The 26,290-nt window shown below is 60.3% G+C and carries 16 protein-coding genes, 3 tRNA genes and 1 pseudogene; 11 read left to right on the forward strand and 9 right to left on the reverse strand.

Annotation, left to right across the window (positions count from 1 at the left end):
- Window positions 1–41: 41 nt before the first annotated feature.
- The 7 genes from PREDE_RS08245 to PREDE_RS08275 all read left to right on the forward strand — a co-directional run bounded on the left by PREDE_RS08245 (window position 42) and on the right by PREDE_RS08275 (window position 6,754).
- Window positions 42–1,175 carry a DUF4876 domain-containing protein gene (locus PREDE_RS08245; protein WP_005846428.1) on the forward strand — a complete coding sequence of 378 codons (1,134 nt, stop codon included), beginning with the start codon at window positions 42–44 and terminating at the stop codon, window positions 1,173–1,175.
- Between the two features lie 3 nt (window positions 1,176–1,178).
- Window positions 1,179–2,771: a DUF6850 family outer membrane beta-barrel protein gene (locus PREDE_RS08250; RefSeq protein WP_005846429.1), complete on the forward strand. Its 1,593-nt coding sequence runs from the start codon at window positions 1,179–1,181 to the stop codon at window positions 2,769–2,771.
- A 65-nt stretch (window positions 2,772–2,836) separates the two neighbouring features.
- Complete coding sequence (locus tag PREDE_RS08255; protein ID WP_005846430.1) at window positions 2,837–5,644, forward strand: M16 family metallopeptidase; 2,808 nt, start codon at window positions 2,837–2,839, stop codon at window positions 5,642–5,644.
- A 64-nt stretch (window positions 5,645–5,708) separates the two neighbouring features.
- Window positions 5,709–6,245 (forward strand): TlpA family protein disulfide reductase, encoded by a 537-nt coding sequence (locus tag PREDE_RS08260; protein WP_005846431.1) that lies wholly within the window; start codon window positions 5,709–5,711, stop codon window positions 6,243–6,245.
- 183 nt (window positions 6,246–6,428) lie between these two features.
- Window positions 6,429–6,515 (forward strand) — tRNA-Ser (locus tag PREDE_RS08265).
- A gap of 23 nt (window positions 6,516–6,538) precedes the next feature.
- Window positions 6,539–6,610, forward strand: a tRNA-Glu gene (locus tag PREDE_RS08270).
- 72 nt (window positions 6,611–6,682) lie between these two features.
- Window positions 6,683–6,754, forward strand: a tRNA-Glu gene (locus tag PREDE_RS08275).
- A gap of 194 nt (window positions 6,755–6,948) precedes the next feature.
- On the opposite strand, the gene PREDE_RS14435 is transcribed toward PREDE_RS08275, so the two are convergent.
- Both PREDE_RS14435 and PREDE_RS14440 read right to left on the reverse strand, forming a co-directional pair.
- The gene (locus PREDE_RS14435; RefSeq protein ID WP_154648477.1) at window positions 6,949–8,145 is read right to left on the reverse strand and encodes a glycoside hydrolase family 88 protein; all 1,197 of its coding nucleotides are present in this window, start codon (window positions 8,143–8,145) and stop codon (window positions 6,949–6,951) included.
- Between the two features lie 1,617 nt (window positions 8,146–9,762).
- Window positions 9,763–10,695 (reverse strand): annotated as a pseudogene (locus PREDE_RS14440) (alginate lyase family protein); the annotation flags it as partial.
- A gap of 317 nt (window positions 10,696–11,012) precedes the next feature.
- Between PREDE_RS14440 and trmB the strand changes: the two are divergent.
- Window positions 11,013–11,783 carry a tRNA (guanosine(46)-N7)-methyltransferase TrmB gene (gene trmB, locus PREDE_RS08290; protein WP_015310375.1) on the forward strand — a complete coding sequence of 257 codons (771 nt, stop codon included), beginning with the start codon at window positions 11,013–11,015 and terminating at the stop codon, window positions 11,781–11,783.
- A gap of 22 nt (window positions 11,784–11,805) precedes the next feature.
- Here the strand turns inward: trmB and PREDE_RS08295 are convergent, their stop codons facing one another.
- Window positions 11,806–14,292, reverse strand: coding sequence for a glycosyl hydrolase 115 family protein (locus tag PREDE_RS08295; RefSeq protein ID WP_015310376.1), 2,487 nt, complete (start codon window positions 14,290–14,292; stop codon window positions 11,806–11,808).
- A gap of 218 nt (window positions 14,293–14,510) precedes the next feature.
- On the opposite strand from PREDE_RS08295, the gene PREDE_RS08300 reads away from it, so the two are divergent.
- The 3 genes from PREDE_RS08300 to porE all read left to right on the forward strand — a co-directional run bounded on the left by PREDE_RS08300 (window position 14,511) and on the right by porE (window position 19,116).
- Complete coding sequence (locus PREDE_RS08300; protein ID WP_015310377.1) at window positions 14,511–15,614, forward strand: Mrp/NBP35 family ATP-binding protein; 1,104 nt, start codon at window positions 14,511–14,513, stop codon at window positions 15,612–15,614.
- An 85-nt stretch (window positions 15,615–15,699) separates the two neighbouring features.
- Window positions 15,700–17,022 carry a DEAD/DEAH box helicase gene (locus tag PREDE_RS08305; protein WP_005846438.1) on the forward strand — a complete coding sequence of 441 codons (1,323 nt, stop codon included), beginning with the start codon at window positions 15,700–15,702 and terminating at the stop codon, window positions 17,020–17,022.
- Between the two features lie 3 nt (window positions 17,023–17,025).
- Window positions 17,026–19,116 (forward strand): PorE family type IX secretion system protein, encoded by a 2,091-nt coding sequence (gene porE, locus PREDE_RS08310; protein ID WP_005846439.1) that lies wholly within the window; start codon window positions 17,026–17,028, stop codon window positions 19,114–19,116.
- A gap of 480 nt (window positions 19,117–19,596) precedes the next feature.
- Here the strand turns inward: porE and PREDE_RS08315 are convergent, their stop codons facing one another.
- Genes PREDE_RS08315 through PREDE_RS08340 form a run of 6 tightly spaced genes read right to left on the reverse strand, consistent with a single transcriptional unit; the run spans window position 19,597 to window position 26,209 of the window.
- Complete coding sequence (locus PREDE_RS08315) at window positions 19,597–20,310, reverse strand: response regulator transcription factor (protein ID WP_005846446.1); 714 nt, start codon at window positions 20,308–20,310, stop codon at window positions 19,597–19,599.
- Window positions 20,311–20,312: 2 nt separating this feature from the next.
- Window positions 20,313–22,874 carry a DUF5686 family protein gene (locus tag PREDE_RS08320; RefSeq protein ID WP_015310378.1) on the reverse strand — a complete coding sequence of 854 codons (2,562 nt, stop codon included), beginning with the start codon at window positions 22,872–22,874 and terminating at the stop codon, window positions 20,313–20,315.
- Window positions 22,875–22,904: 30 nt separating this feature from the next.
- Entirely contained in the window at window positions 22,905–23,603 is a 699-nt protein-coding gene (locus PREDE_RS08325) for an HAD family hydrolase (protein WP_005846449.1), read from the reverse strand.
- Between the two features lie 25 nt (window positions 23,604–23,628).
- Window positions 23,629–24,570, reverse strand: coding sequence for a CDP-alcohol phosphatidyltransferase family protein (locus tag PREDE_RS08330; protein ID WP_005846451.1), 942 nt, complete (start codon window positions 24,568–24,570; stop codon window positions 23,629–23,631).
- A 47-nt stretch (window positions 24,571–24,617) separates the two neighbouring features.
- Entirely contained in the window at window positions 24,618–25,472 is an 855-nt protein-coding gene (locus tag PREDE_RS08335; protein WP_005846453.1) for an ATP-grasp domain-containing protein, read from the reverse strand.
- Window positions 25,472–26,209 (reverse strand): sugar phosphate nucleotidyltransferase, encoded by a 738-nt coding sequence (locus PREDE_RS08340; RefSeq protein ID WP_044127030.1) that lies wholly within the window; start codon window positions 26,207–26,209, stop codon window positions 25,472–25,474. Before PREDE_RS08340 ends, PREDE_RS08335 begins: the two co-directional genes overlap by 1 nt.
- Window positions 26,210–26,290 lie beyond the last annotated feature (81 nt).

The following is a 26,290-nucleotide window of genomic DNA, read 5'->3' on the forward strand; positions in this document are numbered from 1 at the left end:
AACAACCATTCCCCGCAGGCACAAGAGCCTGCCCCAAAAACATGAAGAAGATTTTACTCGCCCTCACGGCCCTGTTTGCCGTGGCAACAAGTGCCAGCGCACAGAGCGTCTGGAAGATGGTCATCACCCACAACGACGGCACGCGCGACACCATCGCAGCCAGCAATGTGAAGAATGTGACGTTCGCCTCGACCACCCTCGAAGACCGCAACGCAGACCAGGTAATCATCAAAGAGCTCTACGTCGGCGGATGCCCCAAGGACGAGGGCACCGGCTATTTCCAGATGGACAAGGGCTTTGTGCTCTACAACAACTGCCCGCAGCAGGCCGTAGTGAACAATCTGGCCGTGGGTCAAGTGGATCCCGCCAACGCCCATGCCAACAATGGGTGGTACGAAAACGACAAGCTCACCTATGCTGACCAGGGCTGGATTCCGGCCATCTACGGCATCTGGTACTTCCAGGAGCCCCTCGTGATAGAGCCTTACTCCCAGATTGTGGTGAGCTGCATGGGCTCCATCGACAACACAAAAACCTACAGCCAGAGCGTGAACTACGCCAATCCGGCCTACTATGCCATGTACGATCCCGAGTCGGGCTACAACAATACCGCCTACTATCCCACGCCAGCCGACGTGATTCCAACGTCTCATTATCTCAAGGCTGTGGAGTACGGGCAAGGCAATGCCTGGCCGCTCAGCGTGATGTGCCCGGCTTTTGTCATCTTCCAGACCAAGGGCGTCAGCCCCGCAGAGTTCGCCAACAATGCCGACAACTACACCTACATGCCCGGCCAGAAGCAGGATCAGGTTCACCGTTGTGTCAAGATTCCCAACAGTTGGATCCTTGACGGCATTGAGGTTTGGCAGACTTCCAAGGTGAGTGCAAGCGTGAAGCGTCTCACCGACGACGTGGATGCCGGCCACGTGAACCTGACCAACCGCAAGGGACACAGCCTCTACCGCAATGTGGACAAGGCCGCCACGCTGGCCCTGCCCGAGAACGAAGGCAAGCTGGTCTACGGCTATGCACTCGGCGTGGACGGCTCCACCGACCCCAGTGGCATCGATGCCGAGGCCTCCATCAAGAACGGAGCACACATCGTTTATCAGGACAACAACAACTCAACACAGGATTTCCATGAGCGCCAGAAGTTCTCGGTGCGCGGCGAATAACGCATGCTGAACCTGTTGCTGACACTCGGCTTGGCAGCCTTGTCGCCCCCAACCGACTCGTTGCTGCTGCTCAACCTTGACCTGCCCGTGGCCCGCGACGCGTGGCTCGGGCAGGACAATGCCGCCGCCCTCACCCGTTATCCTCTGTCCGGACGCTCCCGGGCCGAGGTGTACGGGCGGACGGGGCAAGGCGGACTGGTGGACTACAGCCAGTCGCCCCACAGTTGGCAGACGGGGGCCAGCGTGGAGTCGTACCAGCGACTCTCGGCCCACACCGTGGTCTACGGCCGTATGAGCTACGACAATTTCTCGGGACGCGACATGACGGGCTCGGTATTTATCGATCCCTCGCGCTATCCTTTCGACATCGTGGAAGACTCGATCGCTCAGGCTGGCAAGAAGCATCTCGACACCTACCGCCTCACAGGAGCCTTGGGCACTCGGGTGTGGCGGCAACTTTCGCTCGGTGCACGCCTCGACTACACGGCGGCCAACTATGCCAAGTACAGGGACATGCGCCACCAAAACAAGCTCATGCAGCTCGACTTGACGGCCGGATTCCACCTCCCTCTGGGGTCACACTTGGCCCTCGGGGCCCACTATCGCTACCTGCGCCACACCGAAAGCGTGCGCTACAGCACCTATGGAAAGACCGACCGCCCCTATTTGTCGCTCATCAGCTACGGCGGATTCATCGGCCAATTGGAGCAGCATGCCACCGACGGACTCACGGGCAGCAACCGCGAGCAGCCTTTTTTCGACGAGCGGCAAGGCTACGGCGTGCAGCTGGGCTGGGACATTCGGCCCGGGCTCTCCTGGCACAACAGCTGGTCGATGGACGTGCGCCGCGGCTATTACGGGCGGCAGTCGCCCTATACCATCGTCTACATGCGCCATCGTGGACACGACTACCGCTACGCCTCCACGCTCACCTTGCGCCGGGGCAAGTCCCTGCACCGGCTCGCTCTCGGCCTCGAAGCCGACCGCGTGGACAACCTGGCACAGCACTATCGCGAGCAAACCGGCGAGACGGGCAGCAGTTATTACGACTACTATGAGCCGGTGAAGACCGGCAACAAACTGTGGTCAAGCACCGACCTTACCTATACCGGCTACCTTGCCCTGCGGGGCGAAGAGCCTTTGTGGACGGTCTCGGCGGCCATTCTCCGCCGGCACCGCAAGCACACAGCCTACGATTATCCCTACTACCGCCGGCAGCATTGGGACGCCACTACAGCGAGCCTCGGCCTGGCCCGCAGCCTGTTCCTGCGCCGCGGCATCCTCACGCTGGAACTGACATTCGACTATGGCAAGGGCAGCGGCGAGCCCTACGAGGACGGCACTTTCATCGCCCCCTCGGACAAACAGACGGCTCCACCCGAGGCCACCGCCCTGCTCTGGCGCGAGTATGCCCGCCTGATGGCCCCGCAATATCAGTTTGGAGGCCGTGCGCGCTACGCTTTCCGGTTTCCCGCCACGCGACTGAAGACCTACGTACAGGCCGCAGTCTCCACCCGACATGCCAACACCCACCTGCCCACCCAGGCCGGACGCAGCCATTGGGAGGGCGCACTCACCCTTGGCTGCGCTTTCTAAACACCCTCGAAACCACACCCCGCACCCCACGATCGCACAAATATTCACGTTCAAAACAGACTCTCATGAAGAAAATCCTACTGGCCCTCGCGCTCGTGGCCCTGCTACCCGCCGCGCTGATGGCCCAGCCCGTACCGCAGGACACGGCTTTCCGCACCGGCCGACTGAAGAACGGACTCACCTATTACATACGTCACAACGCCAAGGAAGCCGGCATGGCCGACTTCTACATTGCCCAGCGCGTGGGCTCCATTCTCGAGGAGCCGCGCCAGCGCGGACTGGCCCACTTCCTGGAACACATGGCCTTTAACGGGTCGCAAAACTTCCAGGGCACGGCCGCCTCGCCGAGCATCGTGCACTGGTGCGAGGCCCACGGCATCAAGTTCGGGGCCAACCTCAATGCCTACACCTCTATCGACGAGACGGTGTACCACGTCTCGTCCGTGCCCGTGACACGCGAACAGAACGTCGACTCCTGCCTGCTCATCCTGCACGACTGGAGCCATTACCTGAACCTGACCGACCAGGAGATTGACAAGGAGCGCGGCGTGATACACGAGGAATGGCGCACGCGGCGAGCCGGCATGGCCTCGCAGCGCATGATGGAAGACGCCATGCCCATCGTTTACCGCGGTTCCAAATACGCCGACTGCATGCCCATCGGCAGCATGGACATCGTGGACCACTTTCCTTATCAAGATCTGCGCGACTACTATCACAAGTGGTACCGCCCCGACCTGCAGGCCATCATCGTGGTGGGCGACGTGGACGTGGACCGCATGGAGCAGAAAATCGTGAGCGTCTTCGGCTCCATTCCCATGCCGCCGGCCGCCGCCGAACGCATCTACTACCCCGTGCCCGACAACGAAGACATGATTGTGGCCCTGCTCAAGGACAAGGAACAGCCCATCATGCTCGCCACGCTCCACATGAAGCGCGAGGCCACGCCCGACAGTCTGAAGCCCACCGTGCAGCATCAGCGCGAGGATTACGTGGACGACCTCATAGCCTACATGACGGGAGAACGCCTCGACGAGATGCAGAAGGCCGACCCCAAGCCCTGCCTGAGCGCCTCGGCCCGGCTGGGTAGCTTCCTCATCAGTCGCACCAAGGACGCTTTCTCCCTCTCGTTCGGCGCGCGCCAGGAGAACGTTCGCGGCTCGTTTGCCGCTGCCGTGGGCACGGTGGAGCGCATCCGCCAGCACGGATTCACCCAGGCAGAACTCGACCGGGCCAAGGCCTTCCGCCAGAAAGCCGTCGACCGAATGTACAACGAACGCAACGACCGCAAGAACGGTTACTACGTGCGCAAGGCCCAGGCCCACTTCCTTCAAGGCGAGCCCATGACCACCGAGGCCTACGACAGGCAACTCTGCGAGCAGCTGGCCGGCGAGGTGACTCTCGACGAAGTGAACCGCGCCGCCCGCGAAGCCATCAGCGACCGCAACCAGGTGCTCGTGGTCTATGCCCCCGACCGGGCCGACTTTGCCGTGCCCACCGAGGGCCAGCTGCGCCAGTACGTGCTTGAGGCCCAGGCCCAGACCTACGCCCCCTACCAGGAGCGGCCCGTGGCCGAACGGCTGATGGACAAGCTGCCGCGCAAGGGACGCATCGTGTCCGAGAAGCCATCGATGCACGGCACCACCGAAATCACGCTCAGCAACGGCGTGAAAGTGTACTACCGCCACACCGATTACCAGAAGGATCAGCTGTCGATGCGCTTCTTCGGAGAGGGCGGCACCTCGCTCTACCCCGATGCCGACGTGCCCAATTTCAGCCTTATCTCCACCGCCATCACCAAGGCCGGCGTGGCCAATTTCGACGAAACCACGCTGGGCAAGATGCTCTCGGGCAAGACCGTCAGGGTGCAGCCCAGCATCGGCAACGAGACCCAGGCCATCAACGGAACGTCTTCGGTGAAAGATGCGGAGACCCTCTTCCAGCTCGTCTACCTCTACTTCACCCAGCCGCGGCGCGACGACGTGGCCTTCAAGAGCGAGCTGGACCGCATGCGTTCTTTCCTGACCAACCGCGAGGCAAGCCCCAACGTGAGCTACAACGACTCGCTGGCCGCCATCGTCTACGGCAACAGCCCGCGCGTGCAGCCCGTCAAGGCCGCCACGCTCGACCGCGTGTCCTACGACCGCATCCTGCAAATCTACCGCGAGCGGTTCAGCAACGCCTCCAACTTCAAGATGATACTGCTGGGCAACCTGCCCATCGAGCGCGTGCGTCCGCTGCTCGAACAGTATGTGGCCTCGCTGCCCTCCACGGGCCGTCACGAGACCTTTGCCGACACCTACCCCCACATTCGCCAGGCCGACGAGACGCGCCTCTGGAAGCGGCCCATGAGCACTCCGCTCGCCAAGGTCACCATTTTCTATTCCTGGGACGAGCCGTTCACGCCCAAAGCCGACCTTACGCTCGACGTGCTGAGGCGCGTGCTCAGCATTGCCTACACCGACAGCGTGCGCGAGGAGAAAGGCGGAGTCTACGGCGTGGGGCTGGAGGCCAGCATCGACAAGACGTCCAAGCCCACGTCGCTGCTCAAGATACAGTTCACCACCGACCCTGCCAAGTATGCCATGGTGATACCCATCGTCTACAGGCAACTGGACAACATCGCCCGGAAAGGCCCCGAGCCCACGAGCATGCAAAAGGTGAAGGAGTATCTGTCCAAGCAGTATGGCCAGGCCGCCATCACCAACGACTACTGGAACTACGTGCTCTACAACCAGCTGCGTTACGGCATCGACTACGACCGCGACTATCTGAAGCTGGTCGACGGCGTGACGCCGGCCGACGTGCAACAGATGGCCGGCCGCCTGCTCCAGAGCCACCGGCGCATCGAGGTGACCATGCTGTCCGAATAGTTTTCAGCTCTTTTAAGACTCCGGATTTGCCGAAAAGGCAGAAAACAGGTATTTTTGCACCATCATGAAGAAGACCATCCTCTGTTTCACACTGCTCGCCGGGCTCCACATGGGGGCCTCGGCCGAGCCCATGCACCCGGCCATGGCTGCCACAGCAGCCGTTCCGGCCGTCGCCAGCCAGCCCGCTCCCAGCGACGGCGAAGCCATCGACTTCACCCTGACCGACCTCGCGGGCAAGACCTTCACCCTCTCCAGCCTCAAGGGCAAGTACGTCGTGGTGGACTTCTGGGGCAGCTGGTGCATCAACTGCATCAAGGGATTCCCCAAGATGAAGGAGTATTACCAGAAGCATCGGGGCCGACTCGAAATCGTGAGCGTGGACTGCAACGACAGCGAAGCCCGCTGGAAAGCCGCCGTGCAGAAGCACGGCATGCCCTGGGTCAACGTCTACAACCCCCGCGGCGACGGCGACCTCGCCAAGAAGCTCGGCATAACCGCCTTCCCCACCAAGCTGCTCGTAGACCCCGAGGGCAAGGTGGTGAAGACTTTCGTGGGCGAGGACGACAGCTTCTACACCGTGCTCGACGCCACCGTCAAGTAGGCCGGCACGCCGGCGTCAGCCCCCTCTCCAGCCGCTCCTGGGCCCGTCTTTCCATGCGAAAAAGGGCCCAAGGGCGGTTTTTTGATGAAAAAACGCCGTAAACGTTTGGCAGAACGAAAAGAAAACGCTACCTTTGCAACCGCATTTCAAAAGGATGCTGTGAGGTTGAAAACCCGTCGAAAAGGAAGTTTGGGTGAGTGGCTGAAACCAGCAGTTTGCTAAACTGCCGTGCGCGTTTGCGTACCGGGGGTTCGAATCCCCCAGCTTCCGCAAGGACGATAACCTCGGCTAACGGTCGGTTCATCTAACGGTTAGGATACAAGATTCTCAATCTTGGCATAAGGGTTCGATTCCCTTACCGACTACAACACTGCCTCGCGGCAGTCGTTCCACCTCTGCAACCGTCACAGATTACAGAGGTTTTTTATGCCCAAGCCGGTCGGTTCATCTAACGGTTAGGATACAAGATTCTCAATCTTGGCATAAGGGTTCGATTCCCTTACCGACTACACCGGCACCCCGCTCCCGCTCCATCATCCCTCTCCATTCGGTCACGGCGCAGCCGCTATGGCTTGCACGCGTTGCGTCCACGCCTTTTTCGCCCCGCCGTCACGCCGTAAACGCGAGGCCTTAACGGCCTAAACGCAAGGCCGTTACGGCGCAATCGCGCAGCCTCCACGGTGCCCTCGCAAGGGCATCTTCCTTACTTTCCGCTTCCATACAGCCTCGACAGGGCCTCTATATAATAGTAGTCGGCATAGACTATGCCGGCATCCACCTCGGTTCCGGCGGGATGATGGCCGGTGGAATGCAGCAGAAAGGCAAGCGACGCTTGGCCTGCCGCGGCCGGACGGCCGCCCTGTTCCCGGTAGCGCGGGGTGGCCAGCTGGCCGAGTGTTTCGACGGCGAAGCCGCGATAGCGGGCAGACTGGTTGGCAGGCAGGTAGTCGGCCAGCTCCAGCAGGGCCGAGGCTACGATGCAGGCGGCCGACACATCCTTCACATCGTCGGGAGCATCCATGTCCCAACGGGGAATGCAGTCGTCGCTGGTCTCGCGCAGACGTTTCAGGTAGGTGTCGGCCACTTTGCGCGCAAAGGCGAGAAAGCGAGGGTCGCGGGTGTAGCGATAGACCATGGTGTAGCCGTAGACGGCCCAGGCCTGGCCGCGGCTCCACATGGAATTGTCGGCATAGCCCTGATGGGTGACGCCCTTGACGAAACGACCCGAGACGGGATTGTAGACGGCAACATGGTAGCACGACCCGTCGGCACGGAACTGATGCTGCATCGTGGTCTCGGCATGGCGCACGGCCATGTCCCTCAAACGCCGGGAGCCGCCGTGTTCCGAAGCCCAGAACAGCAGTTCGAGGTTCATCATGTTGTCCATGATGGTGTTGTGTCCGCCATAGTCTTTCACATGGCGGGGCCACGAAAGGAGGGTGCCCACGGCGGGATTGAAGAGCGTGGCCAGCGAGTCGGCGGCGCGGAGGGCGGTCCGGCGGTAGGCCTCGTTCTGCGTCGCCTCGTATCCTTTCAGCATGGAGCCGATGGCAATGAAGCCCAAGTCGTGGTCGAAGACGGGCTTTTCCAGGACGGGCATCAGGGCCGCGGTGTAGCCCTCGGCGGCCTTGCGCACGGCCTCGCTTCGGTTGTAGGCGAAGTCCATCCAGAGAATGCCGGGCCAGAAACCCGAACACCACTCCTCGGGCGAGGCCTTGCGGAGATTCCATGCCGTGTCGCCACGCAGGATGTTTCTCGGCATCATCGTGAAGTCGTAGGGCCGCAGCGACTCCAAGGCACGGTCGGTCTGGCGGGAGCAGTAGGCCAGCGACCGGCTGGCCAAGCCGTGGCGGGCATCGGCACAGAACGTGATGTCAGCCGCATGGGGGCCTACATACATGGGCACATAGTCGGCCGTGGCATACCAGGCGGGCTTGCCCTCCATGCGGTCGTGCAGCAGACGGCCGTTGACCCGCAGCCCCTCGAAGCTGACGCCCCGCACGTTCCGCCCGCCGTCGTAGCCGCTGATGACGGAGAGGCTGCGGGGCAGCTCGCCATTGTAGCGTATGTTGCGGAAGACAACGCCCTCCACACCCCGGCCCGGGGCCGTGCAGTACTTTCGGTTGTAGCCCACCCTCACATGGAAAAGGCTACCTTGCAGAATCTGCTCAATGCGGATGTTGTCGAACGTAACGTTGCGCACGAGGTTGTTGTCGCCGCAGTTAATGGCCAGGCATCCCTGGTAATCCACCTGCGGTTCGGCCTGCCCCAGAATGTCGATGTTCTCGTAGCGCAGGTTCTCGATGGTGTCGCCGCGCTCGGCATTGCCGTGCAGACCAATGAAGATGGGGTGTGCCACGTCGGCCCAGAGCGTGGAATTGCGCATGGTGACGTTGCGGGTGCTCCCCCGAAAGCCCTTGCGCGTGGCGTAGGCCGTGGTGCAGTCGTCGCTGTTGCGGCAGAACACGCGGTCGTAGACAACGTTGCTGCTGGCAAAGACATTCAGGCCGTCGCCCCAGCCGGGATGCGAAATGCTACGCACGTCGCGGAGCGTCACGCCGTCGCTTTCGCCCACGGGGCAGGTGTTGACCACGAGGCCGTCGATCAATACGTTGCTTGAACGGTGGACGTGGCAGCCCTCGTAACCGTTCTCCGGGCGGGCAATGCCCCGGCCAAGGATGGTCACATTCGTGGCGTCCTCTATGGCAAAAGTGCCGGTAAAGTAGGCTCCGCCAGCAAGATAGACGGTGCTGTTGGAGGAAATCCTGACGGTGTCCTGCCCATAAAATCCCGGCGCATAGTAGACGAACTGCCGCTTCTCGCCGGCGGCCTGCAGCCTGGCCGTCTCCTTGCCGACGGGTGGCTTCGAGGTGAAGAGCAGCAGGTTGTCGGTGATGTCGCCGTCGAACTCCACGCTTACATTCTCGGGTTGGAACAGGAGAAACTGCACGGTGGAGTCGTTCTGCACGTTGGCCATGACGCCGCGATAGGCGGGACGTATGCGGGCCGACTTGAACTTGCGCTTCTTGCACACCACGCGCACGAACACGTCGCCGGTAAAGTCGAAGAGAGCATAGCTGATTTCCGACACGCTGTGCTTGTTGCAACCCACGGCTGCATTGACCTTTGCCCTGTACGTATCCACCTGCGTCCACTCCTCGCTGCTGCGCGGACGCACCGAGACCACATAGTCGTGCTTCAGCGGAGCGCCCGCCGGGGCGGGATAAGTAAAGACCCGATGAAGCCTGACGCCCTCCTTAACGCCCCTCGCCGTGAACTCGTCGGCCTCCATGCCGGGCCTCATTTCGCCCCGCTTCTCCGCCCTCGCCTGCAAGGCAAGCAGCCTCCGGGTGTAGGGCATTGCCTGATGCTTCACCCGCGTGTAATGGTCGTAGGGCTTTCGGTAAATGTCGCGAATGCGGCCGCGCCCCATGGAGCCCGGCTCCGTCCAGTCGCAGTACAGTCCCGTGCAGTCCGTCCACGTCTCGAAAGGCACGGGGTGGCCAAGGTTGTAGCGGGCCGTATATTCCATGCCTTTCATCAGTCGGTTGTCGAACGCGCCCCAGAGGTCGTCGCCCCGGCTCCAGGCCATCTCGCAAATGTCGCACTGTGCGCCGAGGCCCAGTTGGGCGTGCGCCTGGTCGCGTCCGCTCTCCTGGCACTGTCCCGTCGGGCCAACATAGCGGGGCAGCGACCCGTTGTCGTTGGCATTAAGAAAGTAGTCGACGGAAGCCTGATACAGCGCACTGTCCTCCAGGAAGATGCCGCACGCCATGCGCAGCCGGTTGACGATGGCTCCCCAGTTGCCATTGGCGTAGGGGCTGGCGGCCTCGAATCGCTGCATCATGGGGAGCATGGCGCGGCGAAGCATGGCTGCCCATGCGGGGACGGCATGCGCCCGCATCAGCGTCATGGCCCTCACCAGCCAGAAACCCTGTATGGCACAGAGCGGCGCATCGTGGCCGTCGAAGCCCTCCAGCGTCTGTGCATAGGCGTTGATAATGGCGAGAGCGTTGGCCTCACAGGCCTCGCGGTCGGCATTGTCCTTGGCCGTCCCGGCAAGTCGGGCGCATGCCAAGGCTGCAAACATGTCGCGCTCGCTGCCCTGCTTGGTGTGGGCAAACGCGCCGTCGCGCGCCACGGTCTCGTAGGGGCCGGCCATGCGGTAGTGCCGCCAGTCGGGTTGTGTCGGGGCCTTCATGGTGTTGCGACTGGCCCTTTGCCCGTTGCCGGCCGCCACCGCAGACGGAGCTTCGGCTGCCGTCAGCATGCTTACACGGCCGGAATCCGCTTGCGCGGACAGTCCGCCGGGGTGGATAATGCCGGCCGCGGCTGCATGGCCGTAAGCCCTGGCACTCATGCACATGCCGATACAGGCCGGCAGCAAAAGTACGAAAAGGAGTCCCTGCTTCAGGGTCGTCATCGTTCGGAGAGGGTGATTTGGATTCATATTGCAAAGAAATGCTTTTTACTCCGCACCCCGTTTGCGCATTGTCCAAACCCGATGGGCGCGTCCGTGTTTCCCCTTATATGCACGTCCACGCCCATGATTCCCCTCCGTTTCTGGACAAAAACGACGGTCGCCGCATGGCTTTCCCACCTATTATAATAAGGAATACCTGCATGACTTCGGGCAACACCGGGAGCATGGCCGGCTCTTTGCCGGCGCATTCGAGAAAGATAACTGCGCCCGCATGCCTTGGCAAACAGGGATTTTTTGTAACTTTGCAGCTCAAAAACAGAATCTTAGCACCACAAAACAGAATCATGGGAAAAGGAAAACTCGCCAAGTTTGCGGAAATGAAGGAGATGAGCAACGTGTTTGAATATCCCTTCTCGGTGGTCGACAACGTGCCTTTCACGATGAAAGGCCACTGGCGCGACGAATACTTTCACAACGACAACCCCATCGTGCTGGAGCTGGGCTGCGGCAAAGGCGAGTACACGGTGGGGCTGGCCAGGCTCTATCCCGACGTGAACTTCATCGGTGTAGACATCAAAGGCGCACGCATGTGGACGGGAGCCAAGCTCGCGCAGGAGCAGCAGCTGCCCAATGTGGCCTTTCTTCGCACGAGCATTGAAATCATAGACCGCTTCTTCGACCGCGACGAGGTGCAGGAGATTTGGCTCACTTTCTCGGACCCGCAGATGAAGAACGTGCACAAACGGCTCACTTCTACGTTCTTCATGGAGCGTTACCGGCGGTTCCTTGTCGACGGCGGCCTCATCCATCTGAAGACCGACTCGAACTTCCTCTTCACCTACACCCGGCTCATGGTAGAGCGAAACGGACTGCCCACGGACGTGTGCACCGACGACCTTTACCATGCCACACCCGAGGGTCTGATGGGTTCGCCCCTCCTCACCATCCAGACTTACTATGAGTCGATGTGGATAGAACGCGGGCTCAACATCCGTTACCTGCGCTTCCATCTGCCCCAGGCGGACACGCTCGCAGAGCCCGACGTGGAGATTCCGCTCGACGAATACCGCAGCTATCACCGCACCAAGCGGAGCAGCAAGACGACAGCCCGATAGGCCAGCACCTCGTACCGGCCGCTTAAGGATGCGTGGGAAACACGTAGAACTGGCGGTCGGGGTCGAAGTCTATCATCCACTGGTCCACCACAATATGGTCGTCCAGTGCCGTGATGACGAGGGTGTGGCTGCCCGCCGAAAGCCTGACGTTCTCCGAACGGATGGCTTGTCCGCGCATCACATTCACTTTCCACCGCTCCGACCGGAACTTCTCTTTCAGCGAATAGACCACCGGCGGCTGCCCGTCGAGGCTCACCGAGTAGCGTATGTCGCCCTTGTCGTTGGCCTGGGTGGGAATCAGCGCGGTGCGCAGCACGGCGTCGCCGTCGCCGGCATAGAAGTTGTAGGTGAGGCTGCCACCCTTGGGCAGGGCCACGGCTTGCATGGAATGGCCCAGCATTTGCACGATCCGAGCACCCGGCGTGGCCCGGGTATAGTCGCACGCATTGCGCACGATGCAGCCATCGGTGTCCCACTTTGAGGGTGCGGGCTGGGCCGACGCGTACCGCCTGATTTCCTCTGCCGTGAGCTCACCGGGGAGCAGCGGGGCCTGGAACACCGGCAGGCCGCGCGGCGCTATGTCCATGTTGCCGGCCCATTTGCCGCCGGCCATGCGCTGGTTGTACTCGTCGGTGAGCTGTCGTATCTCGACATAGGCGTTCCAACTGCGCACGGCCGACTCCAGGGCTTCCTCGTCGTTGTGGAAGTTTGCGGGGCGCGCAAGGTGGCGGGCCTCCTGGGCCTGCAGTTGCTTGGTGGCCATGGCGGCAGCGCAGAACACCGGATACTTGACGGCGGCAAAGAACGCATCCCGCAGTTCGGGCCGCAGCAACTGCTCGGCTTCGCCCACCTTGCGCTTCACGTCAGCGTAGTCTGCCAGGTAGCGTTCCAGCTCATTGCCAAACTCGTCGGCGCTGAACTCCGTGTCCTGCACGGGCGACCATCCCCGGTTGTACTTCTTCTTGTCCTGCTCCACCTGGCTCCAGCCCATGAATTCCGGGCGGCGGATGCCGCAAAGCCGGTAGAACTCGGTCATGGGCTCCACCAGCTTGCGGCCTACAGTTTCGCCAAACTGCTGCACCAGCCAGTCGGCCAGGTGCTGCTGCAAGGTGTTGGCGGTCACGCCATTGATGTCCCACGCCATGTCCATGAAGAGGCTCAGCTGGTAGGCGGCCACCTTGGGGTCGTGCACATTGACTATCCAAAGGCGTCGGGCCTGGTGGTCGTAGGCCTCGCGCATCTCGTTGTAGATGAGGCCCGGCTGCGTGGTTGTGAGCCAGAGATAGTCGTGCGGGCGGCCCCAGTAGCTCAGATGGTAGTACACGCCGGCCCCGCCCCTGCGCTGTTGCTGGGCGGCATCAGAGAGGCGCGTCAAGTAGCCGTAGTTGTCGTCGCACCACATCAGGCACACGTCATCGGGCACCCGGAGCCCGGCTTCATAGATTTCCAGCACCTCTTTATAGGGAACAAACACCTGCGGCACCTGCTCCACGCGGCGGTTCACCTCCTGCGAGAGCAGACGGCGCTGGGCGTCGATGACGCTCTGCAGCGCGTCCAGCTTCTCCTGCGGAGTCTTCACGCCCTCCATCGAACCGTCGTGAATGCCCCGCATGCCTATGGTATAGAGAGCGTTCATGCCGGCCGTCTCGCGGGCTCGCTCGCGCCAATACTTCTCCACCTCCCCGCGGTTGGTCATCCAGTTGTAGGGCCCGCGCTTGGCTGTGTTCCATTCGTCCACGTTGTTGCGCAGGATGGGCTCGCAGTGCGACGAGCCCACGAAGATGTCGAATGAGTCGGCCACCTCCTTGTTGCCCTTGACCTTGAAGAACGCCGCGGTGCCCTCGTGCATGGCTGGCCACAGTGCATTGCCGCGCAAGCGCAGCAAAAGCTCGAACAGTTTGTGGTAGTAACGTGGGCCCATGACGCCTTTACGCTGGTGGGTGTCGAGCTTGCGGTGGGCCCACTCGCGGTTGGTCCAGTCCTCGTCGTTGATAAACACCCCGCGGTATTCCACAGAGGGGCTCTGCAAGGTCTCGAAATGCTCGTCGAGGGTGAGCCGCGACCGCCGATCGGGCGTCACGTCGCCCCAGTAGATCCACGGCGACACGCCGGCCCGTCGCGACAGTTCCAGAATGCCGTAGGCCGTGCCACGGCCGTTGCTGCCCACGATGACCACCCTGCCCCGGCGCACTCCCATCCAGAAAGCATCGGGCTTGGTGATGAACTTCTCGTAGGGCACGCCGAGCTCTTTGATGGCCCGCATCTCCTTGTTGTTGGCCATGTCAAGCTGGAAGACGGCCACATTGCCGCCCTCGCGGTGCTGTGCAGCCTTGCCAGTGACGGCCCGCATGTCGGCCCGGAACATCTCCAAGGCTTTCCCGACAACCGTTCCATGGCTTTTCTGAACACTGTATGTCACGTGTCCACCCGCGTACCAGGCCACTTCGCGCGCCTGTCCCGCAGCGGGCAGCAGCAGTAAGGCTGCCATCCATATTCTGTTGATTCTCATGTGGTAGATTTGTTCTTGATTCGTGTGCTGCCGCTCAACCGCATCGAGGCAGCACTGCATGGAGCTTCGACCGTCCGTTGGCGTATGATGCCCGAAACGGCGTTCACGGTGCAAAGGCAAAGTTAATGAAAAGTCGCCACAATCCGAAATAGTTCCGTTTTTATTTGCCATTTTGCCAAATATTGGGTACTTTTGTCCTAAAAGAACGCAAGAACAAGATGACGATTTATCCCAAATTGATTACCGATGCACTGGCCACGGTGATCTATGCAGGCACCAAAAAGAACCTCATAGAGAGCGGCATGCTGGCCGACACCCCAAGCATCAACGGCAACAAGGTGAAGATCACACTGATTTTCCCACGCGATACAGACCCCTTTCTCAAGTCCACCGTCAAGGCCGCCGAGGCTGCCATCCACTATCATGTGGGCAAAGAAGTCGAGGTGACCGTGGAGACCGAGTTCAAGTCGGCCCCGCGCCCCGAGGTGGAAAAGCTGCTTCCACAGGTGAAAAACATCATCGCCGTGAGCTCCGGCAAGGGCGGCGTGGGCAAAAGCACGGTCTCGGCCAATCTGGCCATCGCCTTGGCCAAGCTGGGCTACAGGGTGGGACTACTCGATACCGACATCTTCGGCCCCTCGATGCCCAAGATGTTTGGCGTGGAAGAGGAGCGGCCCTATGCCGTGAAAGTGGACGGGCGCCAGCTCATCGAGCCTGTGGAGAAGTACGGCGTCAAGCTACTCAGCATCGGCTTCTTCGTCAATCGCGACACGGCCACCCTGTGGCGCGGCGGCATGGCCACCTCGGCCCTGCGCCAACTCATTGCCGATGCCCATTGGGGCGAGCTCGATTACTTCATCCTCGACACGCCGCCCGGCACCAGTGACATCCATCTTACACTGCTCCAGACGCTCTCCATCACCGGCGCCGTCATCGTCTCCACACCGCAAAAAGTGGCTCTGGCCGATGCGCGCAAGGGCATCGACATGTACCGCAACGACAAGGTGAACGTGCCTATCCTGGGACTTGTGGAGAACATGGCTTGGTTCACGCCGGCCGAGCTGCCCGAGAACAAGTACTACATCTTCGGTCAGGACGGCTGCAAGAAGCTGGCCGAGGAGATGGGATGCCCGCTGCTAGCCCAGATTCCCATCGTACAGAGCATTTGCGAGAACGGCGATGCCGGTACGCCGGCTGCCCTCAACGTCGACACCGTCACCGGGCAGGCTTTCATCAATCTGGCCCAGGCCGTGGTCACCGTGACCAACCGCCGCAATAAGGAGATGCCCAAGACCAAGATTGTCAAGGTGCACAACGACTGATTTTTCACTATTTTATTCACAGCAGCCACCGATCGGCGGCTGCTTTTTCACAACGCCGCTCCGCTATCCCGGGGCCACAACAAGCATGACATTTCAAGAATTAAACATCTCGGCACCCATTCTGCGGGCGCTGACCGACAAGAATTACGAACAGCCCACACCCATCCAACAGCAGGCCATTCCCTATGCACTCGACGGCGAGGACGTGCTGGGGCTGGCACAGACCGGCACCGGCAAGACAGCCGCTTTCGCCATTCCCATCATCCAGCACCTCGACCAGCCCGACCTGCTGCGCCAGCGAGGCATCAAGGCCCTTATTCTCACGCCCACCCGTGAGCTGGCCATCCAGATACAAGAGTGCGTCACAGACTACTCCCATTACACCCGGGTGCGCTCGTGTGTCATCTTTGGAGGCGTCGGCCAGGCACCGCAGGTGCAGCAGCTCCAACGGGGCGTCGACATCCTTATAGCCACTCCGGGCCGTCTGCTCGACCTCATCGGACAGGGCATCATTTCGCTCTCCACCATCCGCCACTTCGTGCTCGACGAGGCCGACCGCATGCTCGACATGGGCTTCATCCACGACATCCGGCGCATCATTCCCCTGCTGCCCAAGCGGCGGCAGACGCTCTTTTTCTCTGCCACCATGCCGCAATCCATCGCCACGCTGTCCAAATCCATCCTCCACAATCCCCAGCGGGTCGAGGTGGCGCCGGTATCGTCGGTGGTCGATACCATCGAGCAACAGCTCTACTATGTGGAGAAACCGCAGAAGATCGACCGCCTGGCCCAGGTGCTGACTGCCGACGAGAACCGCTCGGCCCTGGTCTTTTCGCGCACCAAACACGGTGCCGACAAGATAGCACGCAAGCTCAAAGCCCGCGGCATTCTCTGCGACGCCATCCACGGCAACAAGAGCCAGACGGCGCGGCAGCGCGCACTTTCCAACTTCAAGGACAACAAGACGCGCGTCATCGTGGCCACCGACATCGCTGCCCGAGGTATCGACATTGCCAACTTGGAGCTGGTGGTGAACTTCGACATGCCCGATGTGGCCGAGACTTACGTGCACCGCATCGGCCGCACGGGCCGCGCCGGGCACAGCGGGCTGGCCGTCACTTTCTGCACAGAAGAGGATCTTCCCATGCTGCGCGACATCCAGAAGCTCACCGGTCGCCGCCTTGACGCCCAGAACACATTGCAGGAATCGCTAGCCGAGGCCGCGCAGACAGCCAAGGAACAGCCCGCCCAGCCCGCGCGCCAACAGTCCAAGGCACCCAAGGGCGAGCAGTCTGCGCAGCCCAAGGGCCAGCCCACGCAGGGCCGGCGACCGCACAACCGACGGCCGAAATCGCCACAATCGGGCAACCGGCGGGAGCAATATTCGCGCGGACGGAACGTTAAATAAGGCATGAAGCAGACTGCGAGACACCTCTTTTTGGCGGCGCTCCTGCCGGTGCTGGCCTTGATGGCCGTCTCCTGCGGGGCCGACCGCAATATCAAGCGGGGCGAGAAATATCTGGCCCTGGGCGAATACTACGATGCGGCCAATGAGTTCCGCCAGGCCTATCAGCGCACCGAAGCCAAGAATCGCGACAAGCGAGGCGACATCGCACGCCGAATGGGCTACTGCTACGACCGCAGCCTGCAAACAGGAAAAGGCATTGCTGCTTATCGCAATGCCGAGCGTTACCACCGCCTCACCCCCGCCGACCGGCTGGACATGGCCCGGTTGCTGCTCAAGAATGGCAGTTACCGGGAGGCCGAGGGCCTATTCCAGGCTGTGCTCGACTCGCTTCCCGGCAACACGTTGGCCCTGAACGGGCTGGACGCGTCGCGCCAAGCCCCCGCCATTCGAGAGCAAGGAAGCCGCTACACGGTACGGAAAATGGAGGTGTTCAACTCCCGCCGAGCCGAATACTCGCCCATGCTTCAGGGCGACAACTACGAGTTGCTCTACTTCACTTCCACGCGCAACGAGGCGCAGGGCAACGAGCTCAGCGGCATCACCGGCACCAAGCCGGCCGACATTTTCTTCTCCGAAAAAGACGACAAAGGCAAGTGGAGCAAGCCCGAAGCCGTCACCGGCGGACTCAATACCGACTTTGACGAGGGGGCGTGCTGCTTCTCGACAGACGGCCGCGAGATGTATCTCACGCAGTGTCTCACCGACCCGTCATACCCCCGCTACGCACAGATTGTGAAGTCCAGCCGCGCGGATGCCGCCTGGGGCAAGGTCTCGGAGGTGAAGCTCACCAGCGATACGCTGTCGAGTTTTGCCCATCCCGCCCTCTCGCCCGACGGCGAATGGCTCTACTTCACGTCCGACATGCCGGGCGGCAAGGGCGGTCTCGACATCTGGCGCGTGCGCCTCACGGTAGCCGGATTCGGCGGCGTAGAGAATCTGGGCGCCCCCATCAACACGGCCGGCGACGAGGAATTTCCCACCTTTCGGCCCAACGGCGACCTCTATTTCTCCAGCAACGGGCACCCCGGGCTTGGCGGGCTCGACATCTTCATCGCCCATGTTGGCAAGGACAAACGGTACCATCTCACCCACCCCGGCTACCCGCTCAACTCCCAAGGCGACGACTTCGGCATGACGTTCGAGGGAGCCTACAACCGCGGTTTCTTCTCCAGCAACCGGGGCGACGGCCGTGGCTGGGACCATATCTACGCGTTCGAGAATCCCGAAATCGTGCAGACGGTCAAGGGATGGGTCTACGAAATGGAGGGCTACGAGCTGCCCGCCGCCCAGGTCTACGTCGTCGGCGACGACGGTACCAACGAGCGACTCAGCGTGCGCAGCGACGGGTCGTTCACCAAAGTGCTCGACGAAGGCGTGTCCTATCTCTTCCTGGCCACCTGCAAGGGCTTCCTGAACCATCAGGAAGAAGTGCGTGCCCAGACCGCTCCCAAGGAGTCGCACGAGACCACACTCCAGTTTGCACTGGCCAATATCTCGGCCCCCACGCTCATCGACAACATCTTCTACGACTTCGACAAAGCCACTCTGCGCGACAGTTCCAAGACCGCGCTCGACAAGCTCGTGACGCTGCTCAACGAGAATCCCAACGTCACCATCGAGCTGAGCGCCCATGCAGACTACAAAGGCTCGACCGACTACAACAAGCGGCTCTCCCAGCGGCGCGCCGAGTCGGTGGTGGCCTATCTCATCGCCCACGGCATTGCGGCCGACCGGCTCACGCCCGTAGGCTACGGCAAGGAGCGGCCCAAGACCATCCGCAAGAAGACCACCGAGAAGTATCCGTGGCTCAAAGAGGGCGACGTGCTCACAGAAGCCTTCATCAAAGCCCTCAAGGACGAACAACAACAGGAGGTTTGCAACCAGATGAACCGCCGCACGGAGTTCACCGTGCTGCGCACCACCTATGGCATGTTCGACGAGAACGGCCGCCTCAAGAACCCACCCAAGCCCAAGCTCCAGCCGCGCAACGGCGAGTCATCGGCCGACGACGGCTTCGACATCCTCTTCAATTAGATGCACAACACATGAAGGGCACACAAAGCAACAGCGTATGAGGATTTGAAAGACAACCATGACAACAGAAAACAACCATACACCACGGTACTGCCGTTGTTATTTGTTGTCCTGGTCAACCCATCAAAAAACGGGAAGTGAACGTTGACGGTCGTCAATTTGTCCAAGACAATGAAAAGTGAACATTTCCCACAGGAAATTCGTCCAAGACAACGGGAAGTGAACATTTCCCGCAGGAAATTTGCCCAAGACAACGGGAAGTGAACATTTCCCACGGGAAATTCGTCCAAGACAACGGGAAGTGAACATTTCCCGCGGGAAATTCGTCCAAGACAACGGGAAGTGAACATTTCCTGCGGGAAATTCGTCCAAGACAACGGGAAGTGAACATTTCCCGCGGGAAATTCGTCCAAGACAACGGGAAGTGAACATTTCCCGCGGGAAATTCGTCCAAGACAACGGGAAGTGAGATTTGTTGCCTTAGATATAATACTCGGCCGCATCGACGAGGCCGGCGCGCAAGGCATACTTGGTGGCTTCGTGGGCATTGTTGACACCGAGCTTGCGGAAGATGTTCTTGCGGTGGGTGTTGACGGTGTGGAAGCTGGAGAAGCGGGCCTCGGCAATCTCGCGGGTGGTCTTGCCGAGGGCGATGTCCTTGAGAATTTCCGTTTCGGTCTTGGTGAGGTTGACGTGCTCCGGGGCGGCAGGCTCGGGTGCAAGGAGTAGCTCGGTGGCCTGCTGACACACGAAGCGGCGCCCGTCGAGGGCGTAGTGCAGGGCTTCGCGAATTTCGGACAGGGGCGACTCTTTCATGACGATGCCAAACTGCGTGCTGCTGGCCACGACCAAACGGATGAAGACGACGCTGAGCTCTTCGCTGAAAAGCAGCCAGCGAGACCGGGGGAACCGCTGGGCCAGAATGAGCATCTCCGCGGCATCGTTGAAGTCGAAGAGCGTGTAGTCAATGATGACAATGCCGACAGGCTCGGCCCGTAGCCGGGCAATGAGGTCGGCACGGTCGGTGGCTACGGAGACACGGGCACCAGCGGAAGAACCACCGGAGGAAGAGCCTCCGGCGGAAGACGCAGGGATGGAGGTCGGGGCCTCCATCTGTGCGAGAAGATACATCAGTCCGGCGCGGGTGATGTCCTGCCGGTCGGCCAGAATGACGTGCGCAAGCCTGTGGTCCATGGTCAGAACGTCATGCGGAACATGAAGCGGATGCCGTTGCGCTTGCTCGTGGGCAAGCCGGTGTAGTTGCAACGGTGCACATACTCCACATGAATTATTTTAAAGATGTTGTGAATGCCGGCGGCAAACTCCACGTAGGGCCGTTTGGGATCCATCACGTAGCAACCCTCCGGGAACTGCATGAGCGCGTCGTTGCCCGCATTCTCGGCCAACAGGGGGTTGTTCTTGTCGGTGAGCTTGCCCCAGAGACACTTCACGCCGATGTATTCACGCCACTTGAGCTTCTTGAGCAGAGGGACGCGGTTGAAGATTTTGCCGTTGAGATCCCAGCTCACATCGAGGCTGGCATAGCGGTCGTTGAGGAACTCCATGTTGTTGATAAGATTGAACGACTCGTCCTCGATGATGTAGCTCAGGTTGGCGGCCGGCATGATGAGCAGCAGATAGGGCACGCGGTTCCACTGGGCGCCGGCCTTGACGTAGGTGTCTATCTTGCCCCAGCTGTTCATCCAGAAACGTTTGTAGATGCCGGCCTCGCTCAGGTTGTAACTGTACTCGCCGCCGAGCACGCCTTTGAGTCCCATGGTGTGGCCCAGCGTGAAGACAGGGGCATCGAGATTGATGGGCAGACGGCGCTGCTTGGTGTTGATGTAGGTGCGGCCCGGAGCCAGCTGGAACTGCAGGGTCAGCTCGGTGGTGCGCATACGGCCGTTGTGCAGCTGGTCGCCCGCCACGATGCCGTCGGGGAATCTGAAAGTGGTGCCGCTGCTCAGCTTGTTGAAGAAGAGCCGGCCGGCAGCCTCGTTCTCCTCGGTCTTCATGCCGATGGTGGTCTTGAGCCCCCACTCCTGCTCATACTCGAACTGGAGCTGCTGGCGGTTGTAGAACATCATCTTGTCCACCGTAGACCACTTGAATGCCGTGAACACATTGTCCTTGTCGGTATGGATGAACTTGTCCGACGGCGAACTGATGTCGTAAGTGGAACTGAAGGTGAGGGTGCGTTTGGGGAACTCGCGGGGCAGATAGTCCTTTTTGTCGAACGAATAGGTGAGCTCGGCCTTGTAATAGTTCTTCTTGGAGTGCCAGCCCCGGGCAAAATATCCGGCCATGAACCAGTGGGGATTGAGGTTGGCCGTGGTCTGGGCGCTCACGCGTGTGCGCCAGCCGTCGATGAAGTTCTTGGTGAGCATGGTGTTGATGGGCCCGATGTCGACCTTGCTGGGATGGTTCTCGTCGCCGGTCTCGACAAAGTTCTCGATGAGGGCCTTGGCTCCAAAGATGATATACTTGAAGCCCTTGACCTGCTCGATGCGGTGGATAAAGGCATCCATGGAGCTCTCGCCCTTGGTGAGCTCCACCGTGCGGTACTGGTTCCAGAAGGCCTCGTCGCGCATCTGCGCGTTGGCCTCGCGCCGCTCGCGTGCCTTGCCCTTGAAGAGTTGGCGGGGCAGTGCGTCGAAAGCGTAGTCGCTGAGTCGCGTGGTGCGCACGACAAGCACTTTGGAGAGGAACTTGGCTATTTTCATTTCCACAATCATGTCGTCCACGCTCAGCGCCCACTCGCCGTTGGGCAGACGGCGGTATTCCTGCCGCACCTGGAGATTCTCCACAAAGTTCACGTCGCTGCGTTTGGGAATAGTCAGGTTGCACCGCTTCACGTGGAGCGTGGAGTCGGCCAAAATGTAGAGTTCGCCGCGGAACCCGAAGTCCTGCTGGTTGTTGGGGATGAATTGCAGATGGTAGCAAAGGTCACGATCCACGTAGACCGTGTCTTCAATGTAATAACGGTAGAAAGAGATGGCATCCTTGCCGATGGGCGATGTGAAAGGATATTGCAACAGGCGCACCTGGTCGTCGTAGATGTCGATGTCAGTAAATACGTCCTTGGCCGCCACGGTGAGGATGTCGCCCGTCTGGATGAGCTGGTTCACGCCCGTGGAGCTCTGCCCCTGAATGATGTCCTTCTCGCTTCTGGGATTCTTGCGGTAGATATGCTGCGTCACGGTCTCGTCCACGCTGATGGGCAGGATGAGCTTGTTGTTGTAGGGGCTCGTCTCCACCTGGTCGAGCAGCCACTTGTGCTTGCCGATGAAACCGGAGTCGATGTCGGCCGTGGTAATGTCATTGATGGCACAGGTCAGCTTCTGATACTTGGTGTATTGCAAATAGTCGTGGTTTTCCAGGTCGGTGCGCTTCTTGGCAGCAATGACGCGCTTCATGAGTTCCACTGCCGGATTGTCCTTGCGGCTGTAGCGTCCGCGCTTCGACTTTACCTCGACCTCGCTGAGCTGCTTGGTGTCGGGGCGCAGCTTCACGTCAAGCCTGTTGGGAGTCCTGGCATTCACGCTGATGGTCTTCGACTTGTAGCCCACGGCCGAGAACGTGAGCTGCCAACCCTCATGACGCTTTATGGCGTATTCGCCCATGGCGTTGCCGCTCACGGCCACGTGGTGCCCCTTGTAAGAGGCACTGGGATAGAGCAGCGTGTCGCCGGTTTCGGCATCCGTGATAACGCCCCGTATCTGTGCGCTCACACTTGTCACAAGCAGGAGCAACAGCATGATTGTGTATATCCTGAACCTTTTCATTCCTTATAATAATTGTGCCAAATCGGTAATCACCCTGTCGGGCAGGGTCTCGTCGTAAGCCTTGTCTGTCCAGCCTTCGCCCTTGAACCACACGGCATGGCATCCGGCCTTGAGGGCGGGCTCTATATCTTTGTAGAAGCTGTCGCCCACTACCGCGACTTCGTTAGGCTGCAGCCCCAGCCGCTCCACGCCGATGGTGAAGATGTGGGCGTCGGGCTTACGAATGCCCACAGCGGCACTCTCGACCACGCTCTCGAAGAATGTGTCCAGTCCGAACTCCTTGAGCACCACTTCGACATTGCCGTAGAAGTTGCTCACCAGCACCATCCGATATTGCCGGGCCAGCTGTGCAAGCACCTCGCGACTGTGGGCCGTGATGGTCTGCACACGGGCATAGACATCAGCCAGCACGGCATTGTGGGCAGCCTGGAATCCCGTCTCGTCGGCATCCCATGCCCCCGAGGTGCAGAGCTGTTCCATCTCCAGCCTGAGCTTGGTGTCCAGCGTCTTGTAAAATGTATAGTCGGGCTTGATGATGGGCTCTCGCCCCAACGTGCGCTCGCCGTAGACATAAGCATCGCGAAACTGCTGTTCGCTGACCGGCACCTGCTGGCGCTGGTAGGCATGCCAGAGCATCTGGCCCCAATGACAGCCGGCAGTGTCGAGCGTGCCCCCATAGTCGAAGATGTATCCTTTAATCATGTTTGCTGTAATTTTGTATCAAAGTCTATTGTTGTGCCATGACTGTGGTCATGCGCTCACAAAGGCTTTCGTGGCGTTTGTGCATGTACACGTAGAGTATGTTGAGCACCACGATCTCGAAGAGCAGGTACACCCACGGGCAGTTGAGCAGACAAGTGATGTAGAGCACGATGGCGCGTGTGTTGAACGTGAGCACGTTGGTATAGGCCATGAGCGGGCGGCTGCCTGTGAGGAACTGCTGGCGGATGCCCTCCAACTCCTGTCGGTCGCGGCTGGCCGAAGCCTGTTTCCACGATGAGAAGAATGTCTGGAAACGTGGGGTGCGCCGCTCCTGGCTCTTGCAGTAGTTGGCATAGCTGCGATAGAACATGCGGGCAAAAAGCTGCTTCTTGGGAGTCAACTCGAAGATGGCCCGCTGCTGGGCATAGTTGTCGAGCTCGGAACCCTCCTTACCCTTGAGGAAGAAAAGATGTATCTGGCGGTAATAGTCGGCCAGCGAGCTTTGCGGCGAGTGGCTCAGTATGCCGGCGATAATGCCCAGCGCCCATATCCATACGCCCCACTGCACATCGGTGCCGGGAATGTTCTGGTCTTGCATGCGCAGACAGAGGGCCACATAGATGGCAAAAAACCAGACATCGCCCGACACTCCGTCGAGCACGCGGCCCACAAGCGTCTTTTTGCCCGTGAGGCGCGCCATCTGGCCGTCGGTGGAATCACAGAAATCGGCCAGCACCAGCAGGGCCACACCCATGAGGTTGTGCGTCAGGTCGGTGTAGTAAAACATCCAGCCGGCCGCCGTTCCAAGGAAGAAAGAAAGGATGGTGATGACGTTGGGATGAACCCCCAGCTTGTTCCACAGCAGGGCGAACACCAGGCCGATGGGCCGGTTGAAGTGCACATCAAGCCATTCCTCCGTATCGTTCGATTTGAATGAGGCCTGCAATAATTCTTTAAATGTTGACATAACCGTTTAGTTTTCTTACTCTGTATCTTTGTTTAAGAGATTGTTGCTTAAGGTCTGCCCGCCACCAGCGAAGCAATGGCCCGGGCAGCATCGTCGCGACAACGCGAGAAACTCGGCCAGTCGTTGAAGTCGATGAGGTAGATCTTTCCTTGTTCGTCGATGATGGCATCGCCTCCATAAACCTCTATACCCGTGAGCCGGGCCAGTCGCGCCACTTCGCATCGGAGCCGGTTCTCATCGAAGCTGTAGTGGTGGGCCGCACCGTTATGCCGTTCGTCGCCAAACTTCGAGATGCCGTCGTCGCTGGGATAGAAATAGCGGAAGAACTTTTCGCCCTGAACCCGGTCGGCATCCGCATCCGAACCTATGCCCACACCGTAGAACTTAATCAGGTCGCCGGGCACATGGGCGCTGACCACCGTCTGCACGATGCCCCGCCGACGGAAAGCCTCACGGGCTTCGGCCAAGGCCTGGCCGTCGGCACAGAACACCACGTCGCTCTTCGACTGGGCGACGGCATCGCCCCGCTTGAGCCAATAGCCATGGGTGCCCGTGAGCGGCGGCATCGGCACACCGTGGTCGCGCATCAGCCGATCGAGCAACGTGCGCTGGCACAAGGTTACCCCTTGCGCCCGGTTCACCACCCGGCTTCTGGCTGTTTCACACTGAGCCAGCACGCGCAAGGCTTCCGTGGAGCGGGCCATCGAGAGATACGTCCCGGCCGACTGCGGCCGCCGGGCAAAATCTTCCTCGTCGACCATCCGGATGGGTTGCGTCAAGCCCTCGCGAGCTTCCACCTCTCGACACACAGCCTCAAGGATGTTCCGGTCTTTCTCTACCGAGTTCGGCGAGAACCGGTCGGCCCGGCGAATGGCCAGAAAAGGTTCAGTCCCCTGCCCCATCACGACCGATCGAATTGCTGTCCGAGAAAAGCCTCGGCTTTCTGGATGTCGGTGGCATGGTCTATGTCGAGCACCTTTGAGAAAGGATAGGCGTTGAGCTGCCGGCCGTCGCGCACAAGTCCACGCTGGAAGTTGCGCATGCGGCTTTCGCCTCGTTCCATGCAGCCGGCCAGTGTGTCGAGAGCCGACGGGGCCAGCCCGTAGATGCCTCCCGAGATATACCGGCTGTCCGGCTGGCGGTCGTCATAGAAGCCCGTCACCCGCATGCCGGCGTCGGTACCCACGTAGAGCGGTTTCTCGTCGTCAATATAGTCGGTCACACCCATCAGGCCGTCGCCGCCCTCGCTGAGAATCCGCCCAAAAGCTGCCACATAGTCGGCAAACTCCTCCTCGCGGAAGATGGTGTCCACCGTGGTGAGCACAAAGGGGCTGCCCGCCAACAGCGGACTCAACTCTGAAAACGAGTGCATGGAACTGGGCGTGCTCTTCACTTTGAATTGCAAAGGGACGGGCTGCTCCTGAAGACCATCGGCCTGGATTTGCTGGAGGTGCCGGCTCACAAGTGATGTCCGGTCATTGCAAATCACGTCTATCTCTTCGGCTTGATTCTTCATGAAGATGCGAATCAGTCGGTCAATAAGCGGCTCACCCTGAACTCGGACAAGTGGCTTGGGCTCAACAATGCCCTCGGCGGCAAGTCGGGAACCCTCTCCCGCGGCTATAATGGCGAATTTCATTCTAATACCTATTATAATATAGAGTGCAAAATTAAGCATATTCGGCGACAACAGAAAACTTTTTAGTATATTTTTGTTTTT

It is taken from the genome of Prevotella dentalis DSM 3688, assembly GCF_000242335.1.
Taxonomy (GTDB): domain Bacteria; phylum Bacteroidota; class Bacteroidia; order Bacteroidales; family Bacteroidaceae; genus Prevotella; species Prevotella seregens.